Annotated in this window: 25 protein-coding genes, 1 tRNA gene and 1 pseudogene; 18 read left to right on the top strand and 9 right to left on the bottom strand. The window is 63.4% G+C overall.

The genetic code is table 11. The annotated features are described in order from the left end of the window. The first annotated feature begins 22 nt into the window (after positions 1 to 22). The 7 genes from scpA to KDC96_RS06120 all read left to right on the top strand — a co-directional run bounded on the left by scpA (position 23) and on the right by KDC96_RS06120 (position 7,997). A complete protein-coding gene (gene scpA, locus KDC96_RS06150; RefSeq protein WP_212451578.1) occupies positions 23 to 2,272 on the top strand; it encodes a methylmalonyl-CoA mutase in 2,250 nt (749 codons plus the stop codon). After that, on the top strand, positions 2,272 to 2,475 hold the full coding sequence (locus tag KDC96_RS06145; RefSeq protein ID WP_212451576.1) for a hypothetical protein: 204 nt from the start codon (positions 2,272 to 2,274) through the stop codon (positions 2,473 to 2,475). Before scpA ends, KDC96_RS06145 begins: the two co-directional genes overlap by 1 nt. After that, positions 2,472 to 3,332: an alpha/beta hydrolase gene (locus tag KDC96_RS06140; protein ID WP_212451574.1), complete on the top strand. Its 861-nt coding sequence runs from the start codon at positions 2,472 to 2,474 to the stop codon at positions 3,330 to 3,332. Before KDC96_RS06145 ends, KDC96_RS06140 begins: the two co-directional genes overlap by 4 nt. Positions 3,333 to 3,375: 43 nt before the next feature. Further along, positions 3,376 to 4,668, top strand: a complete 1,293-nt coding sequence (locus tag KDC96_RS06135) for an O-acetylhomoserine aminocarboxypropyltransferase (RefSeq protein ID WP_212451572.1) — start codon at positions 3,376 to 3,378, stop codon at positions 4,666 to 4,668. 58 nt (positions 4,669 to 4,726) lie between these two features. Further along, positions 4,727 to 5,467, top strand: coding sequence for a DUF3445 domain-containing protein (locus tag KDC96_RS06130; RefSeq protein WP_249171945.1), 741 nt, complete (start codon positions 4,727 to 4,729; stop codon positions 5,465 to 5,467). 1 nt (position 5,468) lies between these two features. Beyond that, positions 5,469 to 7,487 (top strand): acetyl/propionyl/methylcrotonyl-CoA carboxylase subunit alpha, encoded by a 2,019-nt coding sequence (locus KDC96_RS06125; RefSeq protein ID WP_212451570.1) that lies wholly within the window; start codon positions 5,469 to 5,471, stop codon positions 7,485 to 7,487. A 228-nt stretch (positions 7,488 to 7,715) separates the two neighbouring features. Next, positions 7,716 to 7,997: a hypothetical protein gene (locus KDC96_RS06120; RefSeq protein ID WP_212451568.1), complete on the top strand. Its 282-nt coding sequence runs from the start codon at positions 7,716 to 7,718 to the stop codon at positions 7,995 to 7,997. 1 nt (position 7,998) lies between these two features. Here KDC96_RS06120 and KDC96_RS06115 read toward each other — a convergent pair whose 3' ends face one another. From KDC96_RS06115 to KDC96_RS06100, 4 genes are read right to left on the bottom strand one after another with little or no spacing between them, the layout of a single operon-like run. Beyond that, on the bottom strand, positions 7,999 to 8,550 hold the full coding sequence (locus KDC96_RS06115; protein WP_212451566.1) for a chloramphenicol phosphotransferase CPT family protein: 552 nt from the start codon (positions 8,548 to 8,550) through the stop codon (positions 7,999 to 8,001). Then, positions 8,547 to 9,317, bottom strand: a complete 771-nt coding sequence (locus KDC96_RS06110) for a cyclase family protein (protein ID WP_212451564.1) — start codon at positions 9,315 to 9,317, stop codon at positions 8,547 to 8,549. Before KDC96_RS06110 ends, KDC96_RS06115 begins: the two co-directional genes overlap by 4 nt. Beyond that, complete coding sequence (aroB, locus tag KDC96_RS06105; RefSeq protein ID WP_212451562.1) at positions 9,314 to 10,450, bottom strand: 3-dehydroquinate synthase; 1,137 nt, start codon at positions 10,448 to 10,450, stop codon at positions 9,314 to 9,316. Before aroB ends, KDC96_RS06110 begins: the two co-directional genes overlap by 4 nt. Continuing rightward, positions 10,441 to 11,007 (bottom strand): shikimate kinase, encoded by a 567-nt coding sequence (locus tag KDC96_RS06100; RefSeq protein ID WP_212451560.1) that lies wholly within the window; start codon positions 11,005 to 11,007, stop codon positions 10,441 to 10,443. Before KDC96_RS06100 ends, aroB begins: the two co-directional genes overlap by 10 nt. 38 nt (positions 11,008 to 11,045) lie before the next feature. On the opposite strand from KDC96_RS06100, the gene KDC96_RS06095 reads away from it, so the two are divergent. The 5 genes and pseudogenes from KDC96_RS06095 (at position 11,046) to KDC96_RS06075 (ending at position 16,572) form a co-directional block, all read left to right on the top strand. Continuing rightward, positions 11,046 to 11,252 carry a hypothetical protein gene (locus KDC96_RS06095; RefSeq protein WP_212451558.1) on the top strand — a complete coding sequence of 69 codons (207 nt, stop codon included), beginning with the start codon at positions 11,046 to 11,048 and terminating at the stop codon, positions 11,250 to 11,252. After that, positions 11,252 to 13,147, top strand: coding sequence for a hypothetical protein (locus tag KDC96_RS06090; protein WP_212451556.1), 1,896 nt, complete (start codon positions 11,252 to 11,254; stop codon positions 13,145 to 13,147). Before KDC96_RS06095 ends, KDC96_RS06090 begins: the two co-directional genes overlap by 1 nt. After that, positions 13,147 to 14,033 (top strand): annotated as a pseudogene (locus KDC96_RS06085) (tyrosine recombinase). The gene KDC96_RS06090 and the pseudogene KDC96_RS06085 overlap by 1 nt, the downstream one beginning before the upstream one ends. Positions 14,034 to 14,042: 9 nt before the next feature. Next, entirely contained in the window at positions 14,043 to 14,987 is a 945-nt protein-coding gene (locus KDC96_RS06080; protein ID WP_212451554.1) for an acetyl-CoA carboxylase carboxyltransferase subunit alpha, read from the top strand. Positions 14,988 to 15,093: 106 nt separating this feature from the next. Further along, entirely contained in the window at positions 15,094 to 16,572 is a 1,479-nt protein-coding gene (locus KDC96_RS06075; protein WP_212451552.1) for a M48 family metalloprotease, read from the top strand. Between the two features lie 82 nt (positions 16,573 to 16,654). Here the strand turns inward: KDC96_RS06075 and KDC96_RS06070 are convergent, their stop codons facing one another. Beyond that, positions 16,655 to 16,819, bottom strand: coding sequence for a Flp family type IVb pilin (locus tag KDC96_RS06070; protein WP_212451550.1), 165 nt, complete (start codon positions 16,817 to 16,819; stop codon positions 16,655 to 16,657). 114 nt (positions 16,820 to 16,933) lie between these two features. Continuing rightward, the gene (locus tag KDC96_RS06065) at positions 16,934 to 17,116 is read right to left on the bottom strand and encodes a Flp family type IVb pilin (protein ID WP_212451548.1); all 183 of its coding nucleotides are present in this window, start codon (positions 17,114 to 17,116) and stop codon (positions 16,934 to 16,936) included. A 97-nt stretch (positions 17,117 to 17,213) separates the two neighbouring features. Between KDC96_RS06065 and KDC96_RS06060 the strand changes: the two genes are divergently transcribed. Next, positions 17,214 to 17,624, top strand: a complete 411-nt coding sequence (locus KDC96_RS06060; RefSeq protein ID WP_212451546.1) for a (deoxy)nucleoside triphosphate pyrophosphohydrolase — start codon at positions 17,214 to 17,216, stop codon at positions 17,622 to 17,624. Positions 17,625 to 17,694: 70 nt separating this feature from the next. Further along, positions 17,695 to 17,771 (top strand) — tRNA-Arg (locus KDC96_RS06055). Positions 17,772 to 17,867: 96 nt separating this feature from the next. On the opposite strand, the gene KDC96_RS06050 is transcribed toward KDC96_RS06055, so the two are convergent. Continuing rightward, positions 17,868 to 18,278 carry a metallopeptidase family protein gene (locus tag KDC96_RS06050; protein WP_249171943.1) on the bottom strand — a complete coding sequence of 137 codons (411 nt, stop codon included), beginning with the start codon at positions 18,276 to 18,278 and terminating at the stop codon, positions 17,868 to 17,870. 86 nt (positions 18,279 to 18,364) lie between these two features. On the opposite strand from KDC96_RS06050, the gene KDC96_RS06045 reads away from it, so the two are divergent. Further along, positions 18,365 to 18,856: a hemerythrin domain-containing protein gene (locus tag KDC96_RS06045; protein WP_212451544.1), complete on the top strand. Its 492-nt coding sequence runs from the start codon at positions 18,365 to 18,367 to the stop codon at positions 18,854 to 18,856. Between the two features lie 162 nt (positions 18,857 to 19,018). Then, entirely contained in the window at positions 19,019 to 19,636 is a 618-nt protein-coding gene (gene folE, locus KDC96_RS06040) for a GTP cyclohydrolase I FolE (protein ID WP_249171999.1), read from the top strand. Between the two features lie 13 nt (positions 19,637 to 19,649). Here folE and KDC96_RS06035 read toward each other — a convergent pair whose 3' ends face one another. Continuing rightward, on the bottom strand, positions 19,650 to 20,744 hold the full coding sequence (locus KDC96_RS06035) for a twin-arginine translocation signal domain-containing protein (protein ID WP_212451539.1): 1,095 nt from the start codon (positions 20,742 to 20,744) through the stop codon (positions 19,650 to 19,652). A gap of 186 nt (positions 20,745 to 20,930) precedes the next feature. Between KDC96_RS06035 and KDC96_RS06030 the strand changes: the two genes are divergently transcribed. Further along, complete coding sequence (locus KDC96_RS06030) at positions 20,931 to 21,770, top strand: DUF6544 family protein (RefSeq protein ID WP_212451537.1); 840 nt, start codon at positions 20,931 to 20,933, stop codon at positions 21,768 to 21,770. 73 nt (positions 21,771 to 21,843) lie between these two features. Here the strand turns inward: KDC96_RS06030 and KDC96_RS06025 are convergent, their stop codons facing one another. Next, positions 21,844 to 22,323 carry a peroxiredoxin gene (locus KDC96_RS06025; RefSeq protein WP_212451535.1) on the bottom strand — a complete coding sequence of 160 codons (480 nt, stop codon included), beginning with the start codon at positions 22,321 to 22,323 and terminating at the stop codon, positions 21,844 to 21,846. 174 nt (positions 22,324 to 22,497) lie between these two features. On the opposite strand from KDC96_RS06025, the gene ahcY reads away from it, so the two are divergent. Further along, the gene (gene ahcY / locus KDC96_RS06020; protein WP_212451533.1) at positions 22,498 to 23,916 is read left to right on the top strand and encodes an adenosylhomocysteinase; all 1,419 of its coding nucleotides are present in this window, start codon (positions 22,498 to 22,500) and stop codon (positions 23,914 to 23,916) included. The last annotated feature ends 98 nt before the right edge of the window (positions 23,917 to 24,014 follow it).

Below are 24,014 nucleotides of genomic sequence, written 5' to 3'. Positions count from 1 at the left end.
ACGAGCGGGTAAGGATCGCGACATGACCGACAAACCCACCCCCGCAGACTGGAAAGCCCTCGCCGACACAGAATCCAGGGGCCGTGACCTGACCTGGTCCACGCCCGAAGGCTTCGATATCAAGCCGCTTTATACCGAGGCCGATCATGCGGACTTCGATCCCGGCCTGCCCGGCTTCGCGCCGTTCACGCGCGGGGTGAAGGCGAGCATGTATGCCGGCCGCCCATGGACGATCCGGCAATATGCGGGCTTCTCTACCGCCGAGGAATCCAACGCCTTCTACCGCCGCAATCTCGCAGCGGGTCAGAAGGGGCTGAGCGTCGCTTTCGACCTTGCCACCCACCGCGGCTATGATTCCGATCACCCGCGCGTGGTCGGCGATGTCGGCAAGGCGGGCGTGGCGATCGACACCGTGGCGGACATGGAAATCCTGTTCGACCAGATCCCGCTCGATACGATGAGCGTCAGCATGACGATGAACGGCGCGGTGATCCCGGTGATGGCGTTCTACATCGTCGCCGCCGAGCGGCAGGGCGTGTCGCAGGACAAGCTTTCGGGCACGATCCAGAACGACATCCTCAAGGAGTTCATGGTCCGCAATACCTATATCTATCCGCCCGAACCTTCGATGCGGATCGTGTCGGACATCATCGCCTACACCTCGGCCAACATGCCGAAATTCAACAGCATTTCGATCAGCGGCTATCACATGCACGAGGCCGGGGCGACGGCGGTGCAAGAGCTCGCCTTCACCATTGCCGACGGCAAGGAATATGTCGTGCGGGCGATGGAGGCGGGGCTGGACATCGACGCCTTCGCGGGCCGGCTGAGCTTCTTCTTCGGCATCGGCATGAATTTCTTCATGGAGATCGCCAAGCTGCGCGCCGCCCGGACGCTGTGGTATCGTGTGATGGACGGGCTGGGGGCGGAAGAAGAACGCTCCAAGATGCTCCGCACCCACTGCCAGACGAGTGGCGTCAGCCTGCAGGAGCAAGACCCCTACAATAACGTCATTCGCACCACGATAGAGGCGATGGCGGCGACGCTGGGCGGCACCCAGAGCCTGCATACCAACGCGCTCGACGAAGCCATTGCATTGCCGACTGACTTCTCCGCCCGTATCGCGCGCAACACGCAGCTGGTGCTGCAGGAGGAAAGCGGGATCACCAATGTCGTCGATCCGCTCGGCGGCTCGCATTACATCGAAGCTCTGACCGCGACATTGGTCGAAGAGGCCGAAAAGCTGATCGCCGAAGTCGATGCGGCGGGCGGGATGACGGCCTATGTCGATACTGGCGCGCCCAAGGCCGCGATCGAACGCGCCGCGGCGGAAAAGCAGACCGGTATCGACAAGGGCGAGACCGTGATCGTCGGGGTCAACAAGTACCGCAAGGACAAGGAAGACCCGATCGAAACGCTCGACATCGACAACGCGGCGGTTCGCAAGGGCCAGATCGCGCGGATCGAGCGGGTTCGTGAGGAGCGCGACGAGGCGGCGTGCCAGGCGGCGCTGAAGGCCTTGAGCGAGGCGGCGGCGACCGACCCTGCGGTCGCGCGCGCGGCGCTGGGTGCTGGGCGCGACGAACGCGGCGTGCCGTTGCCGCCTTCGAAGATCGCCGAGCTTGAAGCGAAAGGCGATGTCAACCTGCTGGCCCGCGCGGTCGATGCGGCGCGGGCCGATGCGACGCTGGGCGAGATCTCCGCGGCAATGGAGCAGGCGTTCGGTCGCCACGACGCGACGCCCAAGCCGGTGAGCGGGGTCTATGCCAGTGCCTACGAGTTCGATCGCCGCTGGGCGCAGGTCACCGATGGGGTCGATGCGGTCGAACGCCGCCTGGGCCGTAAGCCGCGCATCATGGTCGCCAAGATGGGGCAGGACGGGCACGATCGGGGCGCGAACGTGATCGCGAGCGCCTTTGCCGACATGGGCTTCGAGGTGGTCTCCGGTCCGCTGTTCCAGACCCCGCAAGAAGCCTGCAAGATGGCGCTCGACAAGGACGTGGACGTTGTCGGCGCAAGCTCGCTCGCTGCAGGCCACAAGACACTGATCCCCGAACTGATCCGACTACTCAAGGAAGCGGGCCGCCCGGACATCAAGGTCACCGCCGGCGGTGTGATCCCGCCGCAGGACTACGATTTCCTGCGCGAGGCAGGGGTGCAGGGCATCTACGGCCCCGGCTCCAACGTGGTCGAATGCGCGGCGGATATCCTGACCCTGCTCGGTCACAACATGCCGCCGCTGGGCGAAGGGCTGGACGAGGCGGCGGAGTAATGCTGGGCAGGTTCTTTTTCGACAACTTCCAGTCGATCCTCACGACGCTTGTCGGTGTGGCGTGGATGTTTCTGTTCTTCTCGGACGAGCCCATGCTCCCCAAGGTGTTGGGCACCGTAGCGATGTTTGTCCTTGCGGTGCTGATCGGCTGGTATGGCGCCGCGTTCAAGGCGTGGTATCGCGACCGGCGTATCCGGCCATGAAGCCTGTTGCTTCTTTGGCGGCGGCTCTGTCGCTTGCCATAACTTTGCCCGCAGCGGCGCAAACCGACGCGCAGACCGCTTCCGAACCGATTACGATCGGCACATCGCATCGCGTAACCACCCACGGCAGCGAGCGCCGGATCAACGTGATCCTCCCGCCCGGCTATGCGCAAAGCGGGGAGGAATATCCGCTCGTCCTGATCCTCGACGGCGGGCAGGGGCAGGACCTGTTCATGGCAGTCGGCATCAACCGCTGGAATGGCCTTTGGGGTCGCAGTCAGGAAGCCATCATCGTCGGCATCGAAACGGTAGATCGGCAACGCGAGTTGCTGCCCAAAACGCGCAACACAGAAGAGCAGGAGCGCTATCCAACCGCCGGGGAAGCCGAACAATTCCGTGCATGGCTTGTGGGCGAAATCCTTCCGATGCTGCGCGCGCAATACCGCGATGATGGGCGCGCGTTTCTGATTGGGGAAAGCGCCGCAGGGCATTTCGTGGCGGAGACTTGGGCAGAGCAACCCGGATCATTCACTGGCTACGCGGCTCTGTCGCCGAGCTTCCAATGGGACGAACAATCGCTTTCGCTCCGCTTCGCCAATATGCCCGCGATGGATCGCCCGCCATTGTTCGTTTCGCTCGCTGATGAAGGCGGCACGACAGAGGAAGGCGCAATGCGATTCATCGCCGCGGCCGGACCATCGGCCTGCTTCGCCGACCGCCGCGAGACCCATGTGAAGCACTCCAACACCCTGCATCAGTTGCTTCCCGAAGCGCTGCAATTCCTGCTCCCCACCACGGCAGACTGGTTGGAAGAATACGGGATGAGCGTACATTGCGACTCAAGCGTCGCTCAGTAACCTGTCGACGACCGCAAGAATGACAAATCGGAACGAGCCAACCATGAAAAACCTCCACCCCGAAACCCTCTCCGTCCACGCAGGTTGCGAGCCTGATCCCACAACCAACGCCCGGATCACGCCGATCTATCAGACCGCGTCCTACGTCTTCGACAGCGCCGAGCATGCCGCGAACCTGTTCTCGCTCGCCGAGTTCGGGAACATCTATTCGCGCATCATGAACCCCACCAACGATGCGCTGGAAAAGAAGATCGCGGCGCTCGAAGGGGGCGTGGGTGCGCTGGGCGTGGCATCGGGTCATGCCGCGCAGTTGATCGCGTTCCACACGCTGATGGAGCCGGGCTGCAACATCGTGGCGGCGAAGAAGCTTTATGGCGGATCGCTCAACCAGATGGGCGAGGCGTTCAAGAAATTCGGCTGGGAAACGCGCTTCGTCGACACCGACGATCCCGAGAATGTCCGCGCGGCTATGGACGACAAGACCCGCTGCGTCTTCATCGAAAGCCTTGCCAATCCGGGCGGTGTCGTCAGCGACATCACCGCGATTGCCGATATCGCGCATGCGGGCGGTGTTCCGCTGATCGTCGACAACACGATGGCTTCGCCTGCCTTGTGCCGCCCGATCGAGTTCGGCGCGGATATCGTGGTGCACTCGACTACCAAGTTCCTCAATGGTCACGGCAATGCCATCGGCGGAGTGATCGTCGACAGCGGCAAGTTCGACTGGAAGGCGCAGGGCGACAAGTATCCCTCGCTGACCAAGCCGAACGGGTCGTATCACGGCGCGGTGCTGGTCGATGCGCTGGAGCCGGTCGGGCCGATTGCGTTCATCATCGGTTGCCGCGTTCTGGGCCTGCGCGACCTCGGCCCGGCGATGGCGCCGATGAACGCCTTCCTCGCGCTGACGGGCATGGAGACGCTGCACTTGCGGATGGAGCGGCATTGCGCCAACGCCAAGGCGCTGGCCGAATGGCTCAAGCAGCAGCCGCAGGTCGAATGGGTCAGCTATGCCGGTCTCGCCGACGACCCCTACAACGCGCTCGCGCAGAAATATCTCGGCGGCAAGGGCGGGGCGGTGTTCACCTTTGGCCTCAAGGGCGGATACGATGCGGGAGTGAAGCTGGTGTCGTCGGTGGAGCTGTTCAGCCACCTCGCCAATATCGGCGACACGCGCTCGCTGATCATCCACCCGGCCTCGACCACGCACAGCCAGCTTTCGGAGGAGGAACTGGTGTCAGCGGGCGCCGGGCCGGACGTGGTGCGCGTTTCGGTCGGGATCGAGCATATCGACGATATCAAGGCCGATCTCGCCCAGGGGCTGGCGGCACTGGGGTGAGCCTGGGTTTCTCCGTCGACGAACTGCTCCCCAAGGCGCGAGGGGCGGGCAGCTTCGCATGGGGTTGGTGCGTCTGGTGGAGCAGGAGTGGCTCCAGCCCGAGCCCGATTGCGCCGCGCGCCATATGGGCTTTGTCGATTGGCCCGAGGGTGTCCAACTTACGCCCGAGGTCGAAGCTCCGGGGCGCGAACTGGCCGCAATGGTGGGTGTCGATGGCGGACTGCTTGAAGCTGCGCTCACGGCGCACGAGGACATGTGCCTGCTCACCAAGCGCGTAGGCGACGACCAGTATCGCCTGATCGGCGCGGCGGTTGCATGGCCGTCCGACTGGCATCCCAAGGACAAGATCGGCCTGCCGCTGCGCGCGCTTCACGCGCCGATTGCGGGTTACGGGGAGCAGCTTGCGACCGGCGTCGACCGCTTCATGGACACGCTGGAGGCCGGGCGGATTTATGGGCGCTGCAACTGGTTCATCGCGCCCACCGGAGCAAAGCGCTGGATCGCCGAGAGCAAATCCGACGCGCAATTCACCCATGTCACCTCGGACAATGCGGGCGAAACGCTGTTCGTTCGATCCGAACGCCAGACCTTGCGCCGCCTGCCCGAAACGGGCGCAATCCTGTTCACAATCGGCATTTACGTCGAACCGCTGGGCGCTCTGGCGAAGGACAACATCGCCATGCTCGCGCAGGCGATCCAGTCGCTGGTGGAAGGCGAAGGCGACCGGCGCGGCGCGGGGGCTTACGCAAGCGCTCTAATCGGCTATGCGAGCGCGCAAGAGAGAGAAAAACAGGGCTGATATGTTTTCCAAGATCCTGATTGCCAATCGCGGCGAGATTGCGTGCCGGGTGATCACCACCGCGCAGAAGATGGGCATCGCGACGGTCGCGGTCTATTCCGATGCCGACCGCCATGCGCCGTTCGTGCGGATGGCGGACGAGGCGGTGCATATCGGCCCGCCGCCGGCAGCCGAAAGCTATCTGCTCCCGGAAAAGATCATCGCCGCGTGCAAGGAAACCGGGGCCGAGGCGGTGCATCCGGGCTACGGTTTCCTGTCCGAGCGGGCGAGCTTCGTCGAGGCGCTGGAGAAAGAAGGCATCGCCTTTATCGGCCCGCCTCCCGGCGCGATCGCGGCGATGGGCGACAAGATCGAGTCCAAGAAGCTGGCCAAGGAAGCGGGCGTCAATGTCGTCCCCGGCTTCGTCGGCGAGATCCGCGATACCGATCACGCAGTCGAGATCGCGAACGAGATCACCTACCCGGTGATGATGAAGGCCAGCGCTGGCGGTGGCGGCAAGGGTATGCGGCTCGCCTACAGCGAAAAGGACGTGCGCGAGGGGTTCGAGGCGACCAAGCGCGAGGGGCTTAATTCCTTCGGCGATGACCGCGTCCTTATCGAGAAGTTCATCGAGAATCCGCGCCATATCGAGATTCAGATTCTCGGCGATAAGCACGGCAACATTCTCTATCTGAACGAGCGCGAATGCTCGATCCAGCGGCGGCACCAGAAGGTTGTCGAGGAAGCGCCGTCTCCTTTTGTGACGCCAAAAATGCGCAAGGCGATGGGCGAGCAGTGCGTCGCGCTGGCACGGGCGGTGGATTACCATTCGGCGGGCACGGTCGAGCTGATCGTCAGCGGCGCGGACCCGACCGGCGAAAGCTTCTACTTCCTCGAGATGAATACGCGTCTGCAGGTCGAGCATCCCGTGACCGAGGCGATCACCGGCGTCGATCTGGTCGAACAGATGATCCGCGTTGCCGCCGGCGAAAAGCTGGAAATGACGCAGGAGGATATCGGGATCGACGGCTGGTCGATCGAAAACCGCGTCTATGCCGAGGACCCCTATCGCGGGTTCCTGCCCTCCACCGGCAGGCTGGTCGAATACGAACCGCCGCTCGCAGGCTGGACCAACGATGGCAGCGCCAACGGGCGGCGCGGCGTCGATGGCGTGCGGGTCGACGATGGCGTCTTCGAAGGCGGCGAAGTCTCGATGTTCTACGATCCGATGATCGCCAAGCTGATCACTTGGGCACCCACGCGCGACGAGGCCGCCGACCTGCAGATCGAGGCGCTCGACCGGTTCCGGATCAAGGGCCTCGGCCACAACGTCGATTTCCTCAGCGCGATCATGCAGCATGAGCGGTTCCGTTCGGGCGAGCTCACCACGGGCTTCATCGCAGAGGAGTATCCCGACGGCTTTACCGGTGCGCCGGCCGACGATGCCTGGCTGCGCCAGCTCGCCGCGCTGTTTGCAGGGGCCGAGTTCACCGAACAGGTGCGCGCGCGACAGATATCCGGCCAGCTCAACGGCACCGACAATCCGCCCTCGCGCTGGATGGTGCGGATCGGCGCACGCGATTTCGACGTCCTGCTTGAAGAGGGCGGGGCGATCGTCGATGGCGAGAGCGTGCGCGGCACCTGGGACTGGGAAGTCGGAAACCGCTTAGCGCAGGTTACCGGCGACAACACAATGACAGTCCAGATCGAGCGGATCGGCGTGCGTTGGCGGATCACCACGCGCGGTGCGTCGCACGAAGCGCTGGTCCTGCCCGGCGATATCGCACCGCTCACCGCACACATGATCGAGAAGATACCGCCCGATCTTTCCAGGATGCTGATCTGCCCGATGCCCGGGATGCTGGTGAAGCTGCACGTGGCCGAGGGCGACGCGGTGCAGCCCGGCCAGCCGCTGGCAACGGTAGAGGCGATGAAGATGGAGAACATCCTGCGCGCCGAAAAGGAAGGCACGATCGCTTCGATCAACGCAGCCGAGGGCGAAAGCCTGGCGGTCGATGCGGTGATTCTCGAGCTCGAGTAGGGCACGCGGCGATTGCCGGAAATATCGTGCGACGAACTTAATCGACTTCACTGCGTAACAAGATTTTTCCGCGAGAACGCAATATTCCAAAGCCTTTGTAATTCCGCGTCAATTTGAGCGTTTTCCAGCGGAACGTCGTTAACGGGGTGGTCTATTCCGACTGTTTTGGCGACAATTGGGTCAGCGAGTCGGTATTGTCCGCGCCCGCGACCCTCTGGGGAAATTGTAATGGCCAGGAAAGGCACAGGGTACTTCGATCGCAAGGGGCACTTCTTCAAGACCCCGCGCGAAGCGACAGCCAGCGATATTGCATCGGTGCTCGGCCAGATCGGCGAGGGCGAAAGCCTCGCACCCGGGATTGCGCAGAAACTGATCGAGCGGCGCGCGGAAATCGAACAGCTATTCATCGAGCATGACGAGATGATGGCGGATTACGAAGCGGCAAAGTCAGCCGATCTGACCGAAGTCGGCGGCAAGGTGTCGAAGCTGCCGACCAGACCGGCGGTTTAGTTCAGCCGCCCATGGTCCTCAGCACCTGAGCAGCAAGCTCGCTCGGACTTGCGGTGCTCGTGTCGATTTCAATATCGTAATCAATCCCTTCGTGCAGGTGAGCGGACTGCTCGCGTGCGAGCCCGATCAGTCGATCACCCCGCGCTTTCTCGCGCTTCTCGATAATCTCGATCGGCGCGGAAACCTTGACGAACCGGGAATGGCTGGCCGGCAAGCCGCTGCGGTATTGGTTTGCTTCAGGCGCATGACAGACTTCATCGACAACCAGATCCAGCCCCTTACCGGCTGCGTCGATCACGAAAGTTCGCATCACGCCGAGAAGCGCAGCACCGCGCGGGCCATTCGAAATCCGCGGCAGCTCGCCGAACTCCGTCGCGATTGTTTCCAGCTTGAACCAGTCAGGTCTGAATTCGTGACCGTTCGGGAGGAAAGCGATGAACGCGTCCATTTCCACATGCAGAAATGTCGCGCTTGATTGCTGCTGGATGGCGCGGGCCAGTGTCGATTTGCCGGCGCTGCTGACGCCGTTCAGGATGATGACTTTGCCGCTCACGCCTCGACCATCGCCACCGCCCTGATCCAGCCCGCGCTGGCGCGTTCGATCTTCACCGGAAAGCAGCTGAACATGAAGCCGTGCGGTGGCAGGCTTTCGAGATTGGTGAGTTTCTCGATCTGGTAATACGGGCGGATGCGGCCGGCCTTGTGGCCTTCCCAGATGATCGCGGGATCGCGCGTTTCGGCCCATCGTCTTGCCGTGTGGCTGAACGGCGCGTCCCAGCTCCACGCATCGGTTCCCACGACCTGCACGCCGCGCTCGGTAAGCCACAGGGTCGCCTCCGCGCCCAGCCCGACACCCTGATCGATGAAATTGTCGGTACCATAGACCGCGCCCGACTGGATCAGCACGATATCGAGCGGCTGGAGATCGTACTCGATTGCGGCGAATGCTTCCTCGAGTTCGGCAGCGCTGACGACGTGGCCATGGGGCAGGTGCGAGAAATCGAGCTTCACGCCAGGGCGAAAGAACAGGTCGAGTGGCGCTTCGTCGATGCTCGGGGCGGGAGAGGCGCCTTCGTCCGTGGTCGAATGATAGTGCCACGGCGCGTCCATGTGGGTGCCGTTATGCGTTGCCAGTTCGACCTTCTCGACTGCCCATCCTTCGCCATCGGGCAGGTCGTCCTTTTCGAGACCCGGGAAAAACATCGCAATCTGCGCCCACGTATCTTCGTGAGTCATGTATTCGATTTTCGGCCGCATCACCTCCGGGTCGGACACGACATCGTTGGTGATCGGTATCGAAAGATCGACGAAGCGGGTCACGCCGAAACTGTCTCGCTGCGCTGCAATTCCTGATCGAGAAATGCGGCAATATCGGCGAATTCCACATCGCGCGCGAGATACGCGGTGCCGATCGCCTTGAGCAGCAGGAACGGCAGGGTGCCGCCCTCCATCTTCTTGTCGTGCCGCATGTGATCGGCAAGCTGCCGCCCGTCGCAATCCAGCGACAGTCCGCTGATTTCGGAGGGCAGGCCGGCCGCCGCAATGGCGTGCGCTGCCCGTTCCGCTTCCTCCGCCGGCATCTCCCCCCGTCGCGCCGAATAGCGTGCCGCCAGAACCATGCCGAGCGCGACCGCTTCGCCGTGCAGCAGCCGGTCGGAAAAGCCGGTCTCGGCTTCCAGCGCATGCCCGAACGTGTGCCCGAGATTGAGCAGCGCGCGCACCCCGCTGGTCTCCCGTTCGTCCTCGGCAACGATGCGCGCCTTGGCGCGAATGCTGGTGGCGATGGCGTGAGCAAGCGCTTCCGGCTCGCGCGCCAGCACCTTGTCGCCGCTGGCTTCGAGCCAGGCGAAGAACTCCGCGTCGCCGAGCAGGCCGTATTTGAGCACCTCGGCATAGCCCGCACGCATCTCGCGATCGGGCAGGGTATCGAGCACCTGCGGGTCGATCAGCACGGCGGACGGCTGGTGGAAAGCCCCGATCAGGTTCTTGCCCGCGCGCGTGTTGATCGCGGTCTTCCCGCCGACGGAACTATCGACCTGCGCCAGCAGCGTCGTGGGAATCTGCACGAAACCGCAGCCGCGTTTGGTCACTGCGCAGGCGAAGCCGGTGAGATCGCCGACCACCCCTCCGCCCAGTGCAAAGACGTGATCGCTGCGGGTCACGCCGAGATCGAGCAGCCAGTCGGTAAGCCTCTCGAGCACCGGCCACGATTTCGCGCCTTCGCCGGGTTCGACCACGAACCATTCGGCCCGGTAGCCGCTCGAGCGCAAGGTGGCATCGACGCTCTCGCCGAATTGCTGATGCGTGTTTGAATCCGCGACGAACGGGATCTTTCGCCCCTCGCGATACGAAGCAAGAGACGTCTCGGCCTTGCGAGAAAGGTCGCCGAGCAGCCCCGGCTCGATCGTCACATCGTATCCACGCCCTGCCAGCGCTACGCGGATCACATCCATCGGTCGATCGCCTCGATAATCGCTCGCGCGGTGTCGGCATGCGGACCGTCCTCGCTCAGCACCCGCACATGAGCCTGCGCGTAGTATTCGCTGCGGTCGTTGAAAAGCTTCGTCAGGATCGCCTTGGGATCGCCGTTCTTGAGCAACGGGCGGGTGTCGCGCCGCGAAGTGCGCTCGACCAGAGTGTCGATATCGCAATCGATCCACACCGCGATGGCCTGTTCCAGGATGAGCGCGCGCGTCTCGGGATCGACGAACGCGCCGCCACCGGTCGCGATGACGCCGCTGTTCTCTTCCATCAGCCGCGCGATCACGCGGCGCTCGCCGTCGCGGAAATAGGCCTCGCCGAATTCCTCGAACATCTCCCCGACGCTGCGCTGCGCGGCCTCTTCGATCGCATCGTCGGCATCGATGAAGTCGCGACCCAGCATTGTCGCCAGTCGCCTGCCGACGGTCGATTTGCCCGCACCCATCAATCCGACCAGCACGATCGGACGGGTTATCCGCCGTGCCATGCGGGCGATTTCGGCATCGTTCGATAGGGCCTGCTCGGTCATTGCCGCATGGCCTATAGATGGGCTAGAGCGCGCGCAACATGTCTCAATTGCGCCAATCATTGCAGACCGCCTCGAAGCCCGGTTTACTCTCGGGGTCATCGACCTATCTGGCCGGGCTGCGTCGTCGCCTGCCCTACTACGCGGCAGCTGCGTTGCTGGCCGTGCTTGCGCTGGCGTGGATCGATGGCGGGGAGGAGCCGATCCACCCGATTGTGCAACCGCTCGAAGTGCAGGGGAACAGCTGATGCGTCGCAGGATGTGGCTGGCAACGGCGGCGACCGTCGGTCTGACGGGTGCGTTGACGGGAGCCTTCGCGACCGGCTCGCTGACCGCGCAGCAGGCACCCGAATCGATTCTGCCGCCGGGGTTCGACGATCCGGCACCAGCCCCTTCGCCGACGCCGGCGCCGCGCGCCACTGCCGCGCCACCTTCCACTCCGGGCTCGCCTGCCGCTCCCAGCGTTCAGCCGGGCACTGTACTGCCCGGGACCGCGCCCGATCCGGGCAACCTGCCACCGGTTCCGCAGGTATCGAGCCAGGAGCTCTCCCGCCTGCCGTCGCTCGAACAGCTCGAATCGATGTCGACCGACGAACTCGACGATCTGCTCGGACTGAAGCCGCGTTTCGATATTCCGCCGGCTGCGCGGCGTTCGCTCAAACAGGTCGGGGTTCTGGCACCGTCCGAAAGCGGCCTGCCGACCGGATCGCTGGCGAAACAGCCTGCGTCGCTGGTCCGCGCCGCGCTTTCCGGAACCAAGGGGCCGGTCGTGTCGCGCTGGGGCCATATTCTGTTGCGCCGGGCACTGGCCAGCCGCCTTGCCGCGCCGCAAGGGATGAACCCGGTAGAATTCGCGGCGCTGCGCACGGGCGTGCTCAACCGGATTGGCGAATACGCGGTGGCGCGTCGGCTGGCGCAGGATGTCGACACCGGCAACTGGAACGACGCGCTGACCGACGAAGCGCTGACCGCCTATATCGCCGCAGCGGATTTCGTCGGAGCCTGCCCCGCGGTGCGCTTGCAGGGATCGCGCCGCGAAGACGCTCAATGGGCGATGATGCAGGCGATCTGCAACGCTTACGCGGGCGAGGGCGCGCTCGCAGCGTCGCAATTGAACCGCGCGCTGAGCGACGAGATCGCACCGCCGATCGATATCCTTCTGGCCCAGCGCTATGCCGGAGCAGCGGGGCGCGGACGCGGCGCGGTCGAAATCGAATGGGACGGAGTAGAGGAGCTCAACCCATGGCGATTTTCGCTCGCCAACGCGGTCGGCGAGCCGGTGCCCGATGACCTGATCGAGGACCCGGCGGCCTATTATTCTCGCAGCGGGGCGATAACGGCCGCAGTTCCTCTGGCGCAGCGGCTTACCTACGCCGAACGGGCGGCGCGCGATGGGGTATTCTCGTCGCAGGCGATGATCGACCTTTACAGCCAGATCTATGCCGACAACGCGATCACGGGGGATTCCGCCAACCGCGCGAGGCTGCTGCGCGAGGCCTATGTCGCGACCGATCCGGCGGCGCGGATTGCGGCCATGCGCCGGTTATGGGGTACGCTCGACGGGGATCTCGATCAGCCCGATTACGCCGCCAGCGTGACCACGGCCTATGCCGCCGCGCGCATCACGCCGGGCGCCGACTTCGCGCGCTATGCGGACCACCTGATCGTCTCGATGCTGTCGGCCGGGCTCGATCGTGATGCGGCCAGCTGGGGCAATGCTGTCGAAGTCGGCAGCCTCGCCTGGGCGCTCATCGCTGCAGGCGGCAGCAATGCCGGTTACGCCAGCGAGGACGGAGTCGATGGCTTCATCGGCAACGACGACAGCGATGAATCCCGCAAATCGGCGTTCCTTGTGGCCGGGCTTGCCGGGCTGGGGCGGCTTAGCCAAGGCGAAGCGGCGGGCTTTGCCGATCGTCTGGATATCGACATTTCGCGGCAAACGCGCTGGAGCCGCGCGATCTCGCGCGCGGCCGATGTCGGCAATCCTGCGCTGGTCGCGCTGCTCGCCGGGCTTGGCATGCAGGGTTCGGACTGGTCGCAGATGACGCCGTTGCATCTCTATCACATCACCTCGGCGCTGCGCCGGGTGGGACTTGATGCGGAAGCGCGCATGATCGCGGCCGAGGCCGTCGCGCGGGGATAATGTCCGCCGCGACCGAGGCCTTTCTCGACATGCTCGCCGCCGAGCGGGGGCGGCTGCCAACACCCTTGCCGCCTACCGCCGCGATCTTGCAGGAGCGGAAGAACTGCTCGGAGACCTTGCCGGGGTGTCGCGCGCGCAGGTGGCCAGACTGGCGGGGGAATGGTCCGCGCTTGCGCCCTCGACCGTCGCGCGCAAGGCTTCGGCCATGAGGCAATTCTTCGGCTTCGCGCTCGACGAAGGCTGGCGCAACGACGACCCGTCGGGTGCGCTGCCCAAGCCGCGCACGCGCCGCCCGTTGCCCAAGGTGTTGAGCCACGCGCAGGTCGATACTCTGTTCGAACGGGCCGAGACCGAAGCTGCGGGCGGAAAACCGGTGGCGATCCGGCAACTTGCCTTGCTCGAACTGCTGTACGGTTCCGGATTGCGCGCCAGCGAACTCGTGGCCCTGCCGCTCGGCGCGGTGCCGCGCGACGCGCCGCTGCTGACGGTAACGGGGAAGGGCGGGCAGGCGCGCATGGTGCCGGTGAGCGAACGCGCGCGCGACGCGCTGGGGCGGTGGCTGGCGCTTCGTCCCACCGATCCGCCGTCGCGTTACCTGTTCCCCTCGCGCGGCGGAAAGCACCTCAGCCGGGTGCGCCTGTTCCAGCTGCTCAAGGAACTTGCGGTGCGCGCCGGGCTCGATCCGGCGGGGATCAGCCCGCATGTCCTGCGCCACGCCTTTGCCACGCATCTGCTCGAAGGCGGGGCCGATCTGCGGGTGCTGCAAACGCTGCTGGGCCATGCCGACATCGCGACCACGCAGATCTACACCCATGTCGATGCCGCCCGGCTGGTTGCGCTGGTCAATGCCAAGCATCCTCTTGCCCGGCGGCGCGCATCGGACTAGCGCGGGCGAATGATTTCCTATCTCGAGTTCGAGAAACCCGTGGCGCAGCTCGAAGAGCGCATCAAGGACCTGCGCAATGTCGAGGAGGGCGGCGAGGTCGACGTCGCGAGCGAGATCGCCCGGCTCGAGACCAAAAGCGCCGAATTGCTGGCAAGCACATATTCCTCGCTTACCCCGTGGCAGAAAACGCAAGTAGCGCGGCATCCTGCGCGCCCGCATTTCCGCGACTACGTTGAGCACGCCTTCGAGGATTTCACGCCGCTGGGTGGCGACCGCTATTTCGGGGACGACCTCGCAATCATGGGCGGCTTCGCGAAGCTGAACGGTCGCAAGATAATGCTGCTCGGGCACGAAAAGGGCAACGACACCCAGTCCCGGCTGAAACACAATTTCGGGATGGGCAAGCCCGAAGGCTATCGCAAGGCGATCCGGCTGATGGATCTTGCCGGACGATTCGGGTTGCCGGTGGTGACGCTGGTCGACACGTCGGGCGCGTTTCCGGGGATCGAGGCCGAGGAGCGCGGCCAGGCGGAAGCGATTGCGCGATCGACCGAGGCCTGTCTCGCGCTACCGGTGCCGATGGTTTCGGCAATCGTCGGCGAGGGAGGATCGGGCGGCGCGGTCGCGCTCGCCAGTGCGGAACGCGTGCTGATGCTCGAACACGCGGTCTATTCGGTGATTTCGCCGGAAGGTTGCGCGTCGATCCTGTGGCGGACATCCGAGAAGGCACCCGAAGCGGCGCAGGCGATGAAGGTCACCGCGCAACACCTCCTGCGGCTCGGCGTGATCGACCGGATCGTCAAGGAACCCGTCGGCGGGGCGCATCGCGATATCGCGGCGGCGGCGCAGGCGCTCGGACAAGCGCTGGGCGAGGAACTCGACGCGCTCGTCGATCAGCCGAGCGAGACCCTGATACGAAGTCGCGAGGAGCGTTTCCTGCAACTGGGCGGTTGAGCCGCTCGCTTCGTCGCGGAACGACTGTCGCTGCCACTCATTCTTTTGGCAGGCATTCGCCGCAGAACAGGATCCGGGCTTATGCGGATCGAGGAGGAGCAGGCACATGAAAATCAAGAAAACATCGTACCGCACCGTGGCCCTATCGGCGCTCGCAATTTCGCTTGCCGGATGCATGGCCGGCGGGCCGATCCCTTCGGCATCGACACCGATCACCGATAACGAAGCAAAGCAGGGTGCCGAGTACCACCCGCAGTTTCTTGCGGAATTCGGCGGGGCGATGACAGGGACGCAGGCGGCTTATGTCGAGCAGGTAGGAAAGAATATCGCAGTCCATTCCGGCCTCGGCAACGCCCGCGAAAGCTTCACGGTAAGCTTGCTCAACAGCTCGGTGAACAACGCGTTCGCGATCCCGGGCGGCTATATCTATTCGACCCGGCAGCTCGTCTCGCTGATGAACAACGAGGCGGAACTGGCGGCGGTGCTGGGTCACGAGGTCGGCCATGTCGCCGCGCGCCATTCGCAGCGGCGCCAGCAGGCGGCGCAGCGCAACCAGTTGCTGGGGATCGGCGGCGCGATTCTGTCGGGCATCCTGCTTGGCGACAGCGGGATCGGCGACACGCTGTCTCGCGGTTTCCTGCAGGGCTCGCAGCTGCTGACCCTGCGCTTCTCGCGCAAGCAGGAGCTCGAGGCCGACGATCTCGGGATCACCTATCTGACCCGGGCCGGCTACGATCCGCGCGCGATGAGCACCGTGCTGGCCAGCCTCGCGGCGCAAAATGCGCTCGACGCGCAGTTGCAGGGGCGCAACAACGCGACGGTGCCCGAATGGGCATCGACCCACCCCGACCCGGCCAGCCGCGTGCAGACCGCGCTGGCCAAGACGCAGGGGCTGGGCGGAGGTGTCACCCAGCGCGATACCTTTCTGACCCGGATCGACGGATTGCTGTATGGCGATGACCCCGAACAGGGGGTGATCGAAGGCAGTCAGTTCATCCACCCCCAGCTGCGCCTGGCCTTCACCGCGCCTCAGGGGTTCTACATGGTCAACGGCACCCGTGCGGTCAGCATCAACGGCCAGAGCGGCAAGGCGCAGCTGACGCTCGCGCCCTATGCCGGCGATCTCGACAGCTATGTCCGGCAGCAATTCACCGCACTGGGCGGCCAGAACAGCAATCTGGCGCCGGCGAGCATCCAGCGCACGACCGTCAACGGCCTGCGGGCCGCGTATGGCACGGCGAGGGTCAACAACGGCGGCAGCCAGGTCGATGTGGTGGTGTTCGCCTACGAATTCGCGAACGATCGCGCCTATCACTTCGCTGCGATCACCCCGGCAGGTCGATCGGCGACGTTCACGTCGATGTTCCAGTCGATGCGGCGGATCAGCCAGTCGGAAGCCGGTTCAGTGATCCCGCGCCAACTCGATATCGTCACCGTTCAGCGCGGCGACACGGTCAGCGGGCTGGCGCGACGGATGGCGTATAGCGATGCGCAGGAACAACGCTTCCGGGTGCTCAACGGTCTTGGCGCCAACGAAGGCCTGATCGCCGGGAGCAAGGTCAAGCTGGTGGTACGGACTCGCTGACGGGTCCGTCGGCGTTTGCTGCGCACAAACAAAAAGCGGCGGGGAAACCCCGCCGCTTTCCGTTTCAGCTTTGTCTTTCGACTTAGCCAGCCATTTCGGTCGAAACTTCCGAGAAAGTGTCGCTCAGCTGGTTGCCGAGACCCTGCATCGCGGTGATCGCAGCAACTGCGATCAGAGCGGCGATGAGGCCGTATTCGATGGCGGTGGCGCCCTGCTCGTCGCGGAGCATCTTGTTGATGAACTTCATGTGTAGTCTCCTGGTTCAGTCTTCGGTACCCGTGCCCGTCGTAAAACGATCAGACATTCGATGATGTAACGGCCTGCTCTTGAAGAATTCCTAATTGGGAGCCTTTCAAAAACCTTAACTCATCGCATCTTCGACAGCTTGCTGCACAGCGCCCCAGCCCGTCGAGTTCTGGTTGCCGACGGCCTGGAAGCTGCCAACGGCAGCGATCACGATCAGCGCAGCAATCAGGCCGTATTCAACAGCAGTGGCACCCGACTTGTCGTTTCCAATGTGCTTTAGGAATTTCGTCAAAATCATGGGAACACCCGTTTCTTACGCTCCTGATGAGTTACAAATCGCCGCAGAAGTTTAAGAAAGGGTTGATTGGCGGCTCCTTCTTGGAAAAAAATCCGACATGACTACGGGCGTAACATGGGTCGTTGCAGGGGCGTTGCGGGGGCGGGATGGTCGCTGGTTGATGCACCAGAGACCTTTGGAAAAGCATCACGGCGGCCTATGGGAATTTCCCGGGGGCAAGGTGGAAGTTGCTGAAACTCCAGCGGAAGCCTTGCAAAGAGAGCTGCGCGAAGAGCTGGACATCGCGATCGATCCCGACGCGTGCGAACCGATCGCCTTTGCAGAGGAATCGCGCGAAACCGGCGGTCGGTCGATTGTCATCCTGCTTTACACCGTCACGCGCTGGAGTGGCGAACCGCGGGCGCTGGAAGGCGAAGGAATCGGCTGGTTTACTCCGGCGGAGATTGCAGGACTCGCGACTCCGCCGCTCGATCGCGCGCTGGCGAAACGGGTGTTCGCGCGCCGATGATCCTCACCGGAAGGCTCCAAATCAGAGGTTGCCAAGCCGTGCGTGCCACCTTATGTGCCGCGTCTCTCGCGCGCCAGTAGCTCAGCTGGATAGAGTACCTGACTACGAATCAGGCGGTCGGAGGTTCGAATCCTTCCTGGCGCGCCAAGAAAGGGACTGCCCGCTGGGCGGTCCCTTTTTTGGTAGGGTCAAGGACAGGAAAGGGATTCAGGAGACCCGGCGCGGGCAATCCTGCCGCAGGCCCTAGTCTTCGACGCTGTCTTCCAGCCAGTGCATGTCGTCGTCGGAGAATCCGAAGTGATGCCCGGCCTCGTGGATCACCACATGCCGAACCAGCTCCTCGAACCCGACGCCGGTGTCGCGCATTTCCAGCAGCAACGGCTGGCGAAACAGACTGATGACGGGCGGCATCTCCGATGCCTGCCATACCGATTGTTCGGTCAGCGGCGTTCCTTCGTAGAGGCCCGAAAGGTTCCAGCGGCTATCGATCCCGACGGATGCAAGCTGTTCGGCGGTCGCGAACTCCGCGATCTTGAGCACGACATCGCCCAGCTTGTCGCGGAATTCCTGCGGCAGCCGCGACAGCACGGCACGCGCGACGCGGTCGAACTCGTCCGGCGACGGGCTGCGGGAGAAACCGTACATCGCTTTCATGTGGGGAACTGTCGTGCGCAGCGCAACAGTCCGGAACCGAGCCGCGTCTTCTCCATTGATTCACCAAACCCATCAAAGGAGCAATCATGACCGACCAACCCCAAGTGCTCGAACATCTTCGCAACGACCACGACCGACAGCGCAAGTTGCTCGATGACATCGCGCAAACCACCGGCGACAGTGAACGTCGCCGCGAATTGTTCATTCAGCTGACCAAGGAGCTGAAAAGCCACGCCGCAGCCGAAGAGCAGGCCGTGTACTCGGAAATGCTCGCCGAACCGGAAGTCACCGAAGAAACGCGGCATTCGGTCGCGGAACATCATGAAATCGACGAGATGCTCAACGACCTGGCTGCCACCGACATGAGTTCGCCCGGCTGGCTGCAGAAATTCAAGCAGCTCGACGAGCGCTATCGCCACCATATCACCGAGGAAGAGGACGATCACTTTCCCGATTTCGCCGAGAAAATCGATGGCGCGCGCGACAAGGAAATGGTGAAGGTCTTCGAAGAGCGAAAAGCCGTCGAGAAGGACGAGGCGGAAGTGACGCCGGAAGCGGCTGAGGACGCCAAGGAATAGCACACGGATCGAAACGCCTGCCGGTTCCGGCACTTGCGACCTTTGCAAGTGGCGGAACCCTTGGCGTTCTGATCGGTATTACCTCCGGGATCATTATTACATCGGGCAAGGCCACGCGCCGGGCCGCCGGTTGCCAAAGGAAGCCTGCAAGCTATGAACTACATGCATGTCCATGATCACGACGAATTCGATCCCGAGAATCCCTTGAACAAGCCCGATGTTCCCGAGGAGGTCCAGGAGGCCATCCGCACTCTGTTGCGCTGGGCCGGAGACGATCCGGAACGCGAAGGGCTGATCGATACACCCAAGCGCGTGGGCCGCGCGTGGCTCGAATATTGCGAAGGCTATCAGGAGGATCCCGCGATCCACCTCAGCCGTGTGTTCGAGGAAGTCGGCGGCTACGACGAGATCGTGTTGCTCAAGGACATCCCGTTCCAGTCGCACTGCGAACACCACATGGCCCCGATCACCGGCAAGGCGCATGTCGCTTACCTGCCGGACAAGAAGGTCGTCGGGATTTCGAAGCTCGCGCGCGTGCTGCACGGCTTTGCGCGGCGGCTTCAAATCCAGGAGCGTCTCACCGCAGAGGTGGCACAATGCATCTGGGACCATCTCGAGCCGCAGGGCGTCGCTGTCGTGATCGAGGCGCAGCACGGCTGTATGACCGGTCGCGGGGTCAAGACGCATGGCGTCGAGATGACAACCAGCCGCATGCTGGGATGCTTCCTCGAAGACCATCGCAGCCGCAAGGAAGTGATGGCCCTGATGGGCTTCGGCTGACAGCCAAGCCGCGTCAGGCGAACATGACGGCTTCGGCGGGCCTGCGTAAAGACGTCGGCATCGGCGAAGCCTTTCCGAACCGAATGACGAGATCGGGCCGCTTGCCCTCGATCCCCAGCCAATTCGCGAATTGCGGGCGGACGGCTGCGACTTCGATCGGCATGTTGAGATGCGCATGGCAAATGCCGAGAGCCGTGGCCTGAAGCGCGAACCGCTGGAAGCTCCTGCCGACTGCGATCCAGCCTTCCTGTGCCTCCACATCGGCGACGAAAATCACCGCCCCGGCGGAGGTGTTGAGGTGGCTGGCATACTTTTCATTTTCGGCCTCTTTTGAAAAGAACCGGTCGAACATGAAACGACCCATCCAGGTCGGGAAGGTCGGGTTGCCTGAGCAGGCGGTAAACAGCCCGTCGCGCGTATCCAGAGCAACTTCGGGATTGAACCGAATCCAGTCCCTCAACTCTTCGACGAAAGCCGGGTCGTCGCATTGCAGGCTGTTCGCCTCGATTACATATGCGAGCAGCCCATCCAGCCTCGTCCGGTCGGTAATGAAGATGGTGTGCACACCGGGCATAGCGGCCGCGTCTTCGAGCAGCCGAAGCTCTTCCAGCGAGAGCGGTTGAGAATCGTACTCCGAGCGGGTCGATTGCCGCAACGCAATGGCATCGCACAATTCCCTGTCGCTGGATTGTCCAGTGCCCAGCGCCACTTCGATCGAGGATTTCTCGCGGGCCGGTCTCACGACGATTTCGCCCGGCATCCCGCTTGCGTTGCCGGCGATCAAGAGGTTTTCCGCAGCACAGCCGAGCGTCACGAATACGTGGTGATCGTCTGGATCCGTCGCGGGACAGGCGCGCGCGAGGTCGGGAAGTATCTCGACGGCGCGGTGGCCCGGACGGAATTTCCAGGGCTGGGTGTTGTGCGAATTGGGAGCAAGCGTCGCGAACCGGATCAGGTCCTGCAGGCGTGGTTCGGTCGGCAATTCGGCACGCAATGCAGAGGATACCGCATCGTAAGTCGCCATGCCGCGTCCGGTGCATCCACCGACGGTCGCCAGGGTGGTCGCCGCGCCGCTCGCGGCAAGGAACTGACGTCGAGACCAGGCCATATCTGCTCCGTGTCGGTGCGTTCTTTCGTGTTCGCCGAAACCGCGAGAGCCTCTGCGACGCGCTTCAGAATATTCATTTTTCGGATGGAGCTAATTGATCCGCATCAAACATCCGCTTGCACCGCCCGCGTATTGGGAAGGCACGTCGAATCGCCATTCGTTACCGATAAGCAAGGATCGATCGCCATGGCCTGGTTTGTTCCATTCTTCGGTGTCGCGGCTGCCGCTTCGATCGGAGGGCTCGTGAAGTGGCGCGCGAACGATACGCGCGACGACCTCAACGAGATGGCGCGGCTCGCGGCGATGCAGCCGTCCGATCCGCCGCCGTTCGCGCTCGATAGTGTCGCCGACCTACCCGAGCCCGCGCGGCGGTATTTCGCATACCTGATTGCCGAAGGAACACCGACCTGGCGTGTCGCCGAGCTGGAAATGGAGGGCGAATTCGGGATGGGGGACAACAGCAGTCCCAACTATCTCGACATGGAGGCGACTCAGGTTCTGGCCGCACCGCACGGGTTCGTCTGGAAGATGCGCGCCGGACGCGGAGCCTTCAGAATGTCCGGGTCCGACAGCGCGAGCTGGACCCGCTTCTGGCTCGCGGGCGTGATCCCGGTCGCTCGCCTGGGTGGAACGCTGGATCATCGCCGCGCCGCCTTCGGACGATATGTGGCCGAAGCCGCATTCTGGACTCCCGCCGCGTTTCTTCCCGGCCCCGGCGTCTCCTGGAAAGCGGTGGCGGACGATTGCGCCCGGGTCACGGTCGACCACGACGGGCTCAGCCAGTCGGTCGACATCTTCATCGCCCGTGACGGTCGCCCGATCCGGGTCGAATTCGATCGCTGGAGCGATGCCAATCCCGAAAAGACCTACCGCATCCAGCGGTTCGGCGGATACCTCTCGGAATTCGAACAGTTCGACGGATTCACCCTGCCGACAAGAGTCGAAGCCGGGAATTTCTTTGGCTCCGACGACTATTTTGCGTTCTTCAAGGCCAAGGTGACAGCGGTCCGGTTCCCGAAAGCCTGATCGGCGCAGGCCTAGCTGAATCGAAAAAGGGCGCCGCGATCGGGCGCCCTTCTCGTTTTGCATGGGGTGAGGTCTACAGCTGCCCGAGCATGTGCTCCGCGCTGGAGACGCGGAAATCGCCTGGCTCTTCCACGTTGAGCTGTTCGACAACCCCATCGTTCACCACCATCGAAAAACGCTGCCCGCGCTTGCCCATGCCGAAGCCCGAGCCGTCCATCGTCAGGCCCACCGCCTCAGCGAAATCGGCATTGCCATCGGCGAGCATCGTGATGTCGTCCGATCCGGCTGCCTCGTTCCAGGCCCCCATCACGAAGGCATCGTTGACGGCAGTGCCGACGATCTCGTCGACGCCCTTGGCCTTCAGCTCGTCCGCCTTCTCCACGAAGCCCGGCAGATGCTTGGCCGAGCAGGTCGGCGTGAACGCGCCGGGGACCGAGAAAAGCGCCACCTTCTTGCCCGCGAAGTATTCGCCCGACTGGACCTGTTGCGGACCCTCAGCGGTCGCTTTCACCATGGTCACATCGGGCAGCTTGTCACCCACCGAAATCGTCATCGCGTAATTTCCTTTCGCAAAATCATGTCGCCGGGTCCGATATATAGGCTGTTGGCGATGCGGCAACAATTACACATATAAAGATAACTTTATATTTGCTTGGGCAGGCCCCGGACGCTAGGGCCATGCGCAGACTTTCGCATACCCCGATTTCACAGGCAGGAGGACAACCCCGTGGCCACCGCAGCTCTCGAACACGAATATATCATCAAGGACATCGGTCTCGCGCAATATGGTCGCGACGAGATCGCCATCGCCGAAACCGAAATGCCGGGCCTGATGGCCCTGCGCGAGGAATACGGCGCTGCGCAGCCGCTGAAAGGCGCGCGGATCACCGGATCGCTGCACATGACGATCCAGACCGCGGTGCTGATCGAGACGCTCGTCGCGCTCGGCGCAGACGTGCGCTGGGCCACCTGCAACATCTTCTCGACCCAGGACCATGCCGCCGCTGCCATCGCGGATCAGGGCATCCCGGTGTTCGCGATCAAGGGGGAAACGCTGGCCGATTATTGGGACTATGTCGGCCGCATCTTCGATTGGGCGACCGAGTCCGATCCCGATCAGACCGCCAACATGATCCTCGACGATGGTGGCGATGCCACGATGTTCGCGCTGTGGGGCGCCCGCATCGAAGCGGGCGAGGAAATGCCGGCCCCGGCCAATGCCGAGGAAATCGAATTCCAGCGCGCGCTGAAGGCCTATGTCGCCGCGAAGCCGGGTTATCTCACCCGTTCGGTCAAGGCGATCAAGGGCGTGTCGGAAGAGACCACCACCGGCGTCATGCGCCTTTACCAGATCGCCAAGCAGGGCAAGCTGCCGTTCCCGGCGATCAACGTGAACGACAGCGTGACCAAGTCGAAGTTCGACAACCTGTATGGCTGCAAGGAATCGCTGGTCGATGCGATACGCCGCGCGACCGACGTCATGCTGGCCGGCAAGGTTGCCTGCGTCGCTGGTTACGGCGACGTCGGCAAAGGCTCGGCAGCGTCGCTGCGCGACGGCGGCGCGCGCGTCATGGTCACCGAAATCGACCCGATCTGCGCGTTGCAGGCGGCGATGGACGGCTTTGAGGTCGTCTCGATGGAAGAAGCGTGCAAGCGCGCCGACATCTTCGTCACCGCGACCGGCAACGAAGACGTGATCACCGGCGAGCACATGAAGAACATGAAAAACATGGCGATCGTGTGCAACATCGGCCACTTCGACAGCGAGATCCAGATTTCCGCGCTCGACAATTACGACTGGAAGGAAATCAAGGAAGGCACCGACATGGTGACATTGCCCGATGGCAAGAACCTGCTGATCCTTGCCAAGGGTCGCCTGGTCAACCTCGGCTGCGCCACCGGCCACCCGAGCTTCGTCATGAGCGCCAGCTTCACCAACCAGACGCTCGCCCAGATCGAACTGTTCACCAAGTCGGACGAGTACGAGAATGACGTCTATGTCCTGCCCAAGCACCTCGACGAAAAGGTCGCCGCGCTCCACCTCGACAAGCTCGGCGTCCAGCTGACCCAGCTTTCGCGGAAGCAGGCCGACTATATCGGCGTGCCGCAGGAAGGGCCGTTCAAGCCGGATCATTACCGCTACTGATCGGTTTCGGTTCCCGCGAACGCGGGCGCCGCTCGCTCCAATCACCTGAAAGCCCTCGCATCTGCGGGGGCTTTCTCTTTGCGGGCCGTTGCATCGCG

The organism is Erythrobacter sp. JK5 (assembly GCF_018205975.1).
Taxonomy (GTDB): Bacteria; Pseudomonadota; Alphaproteobacteria; order Sphingomonadales; family Sphingomonadaceae; genus Erythrobacter.
Note: the sequence above shows the minus strand (reverse complement) of the source record. Positions and strands in the feature narration are given on the sequence as shown.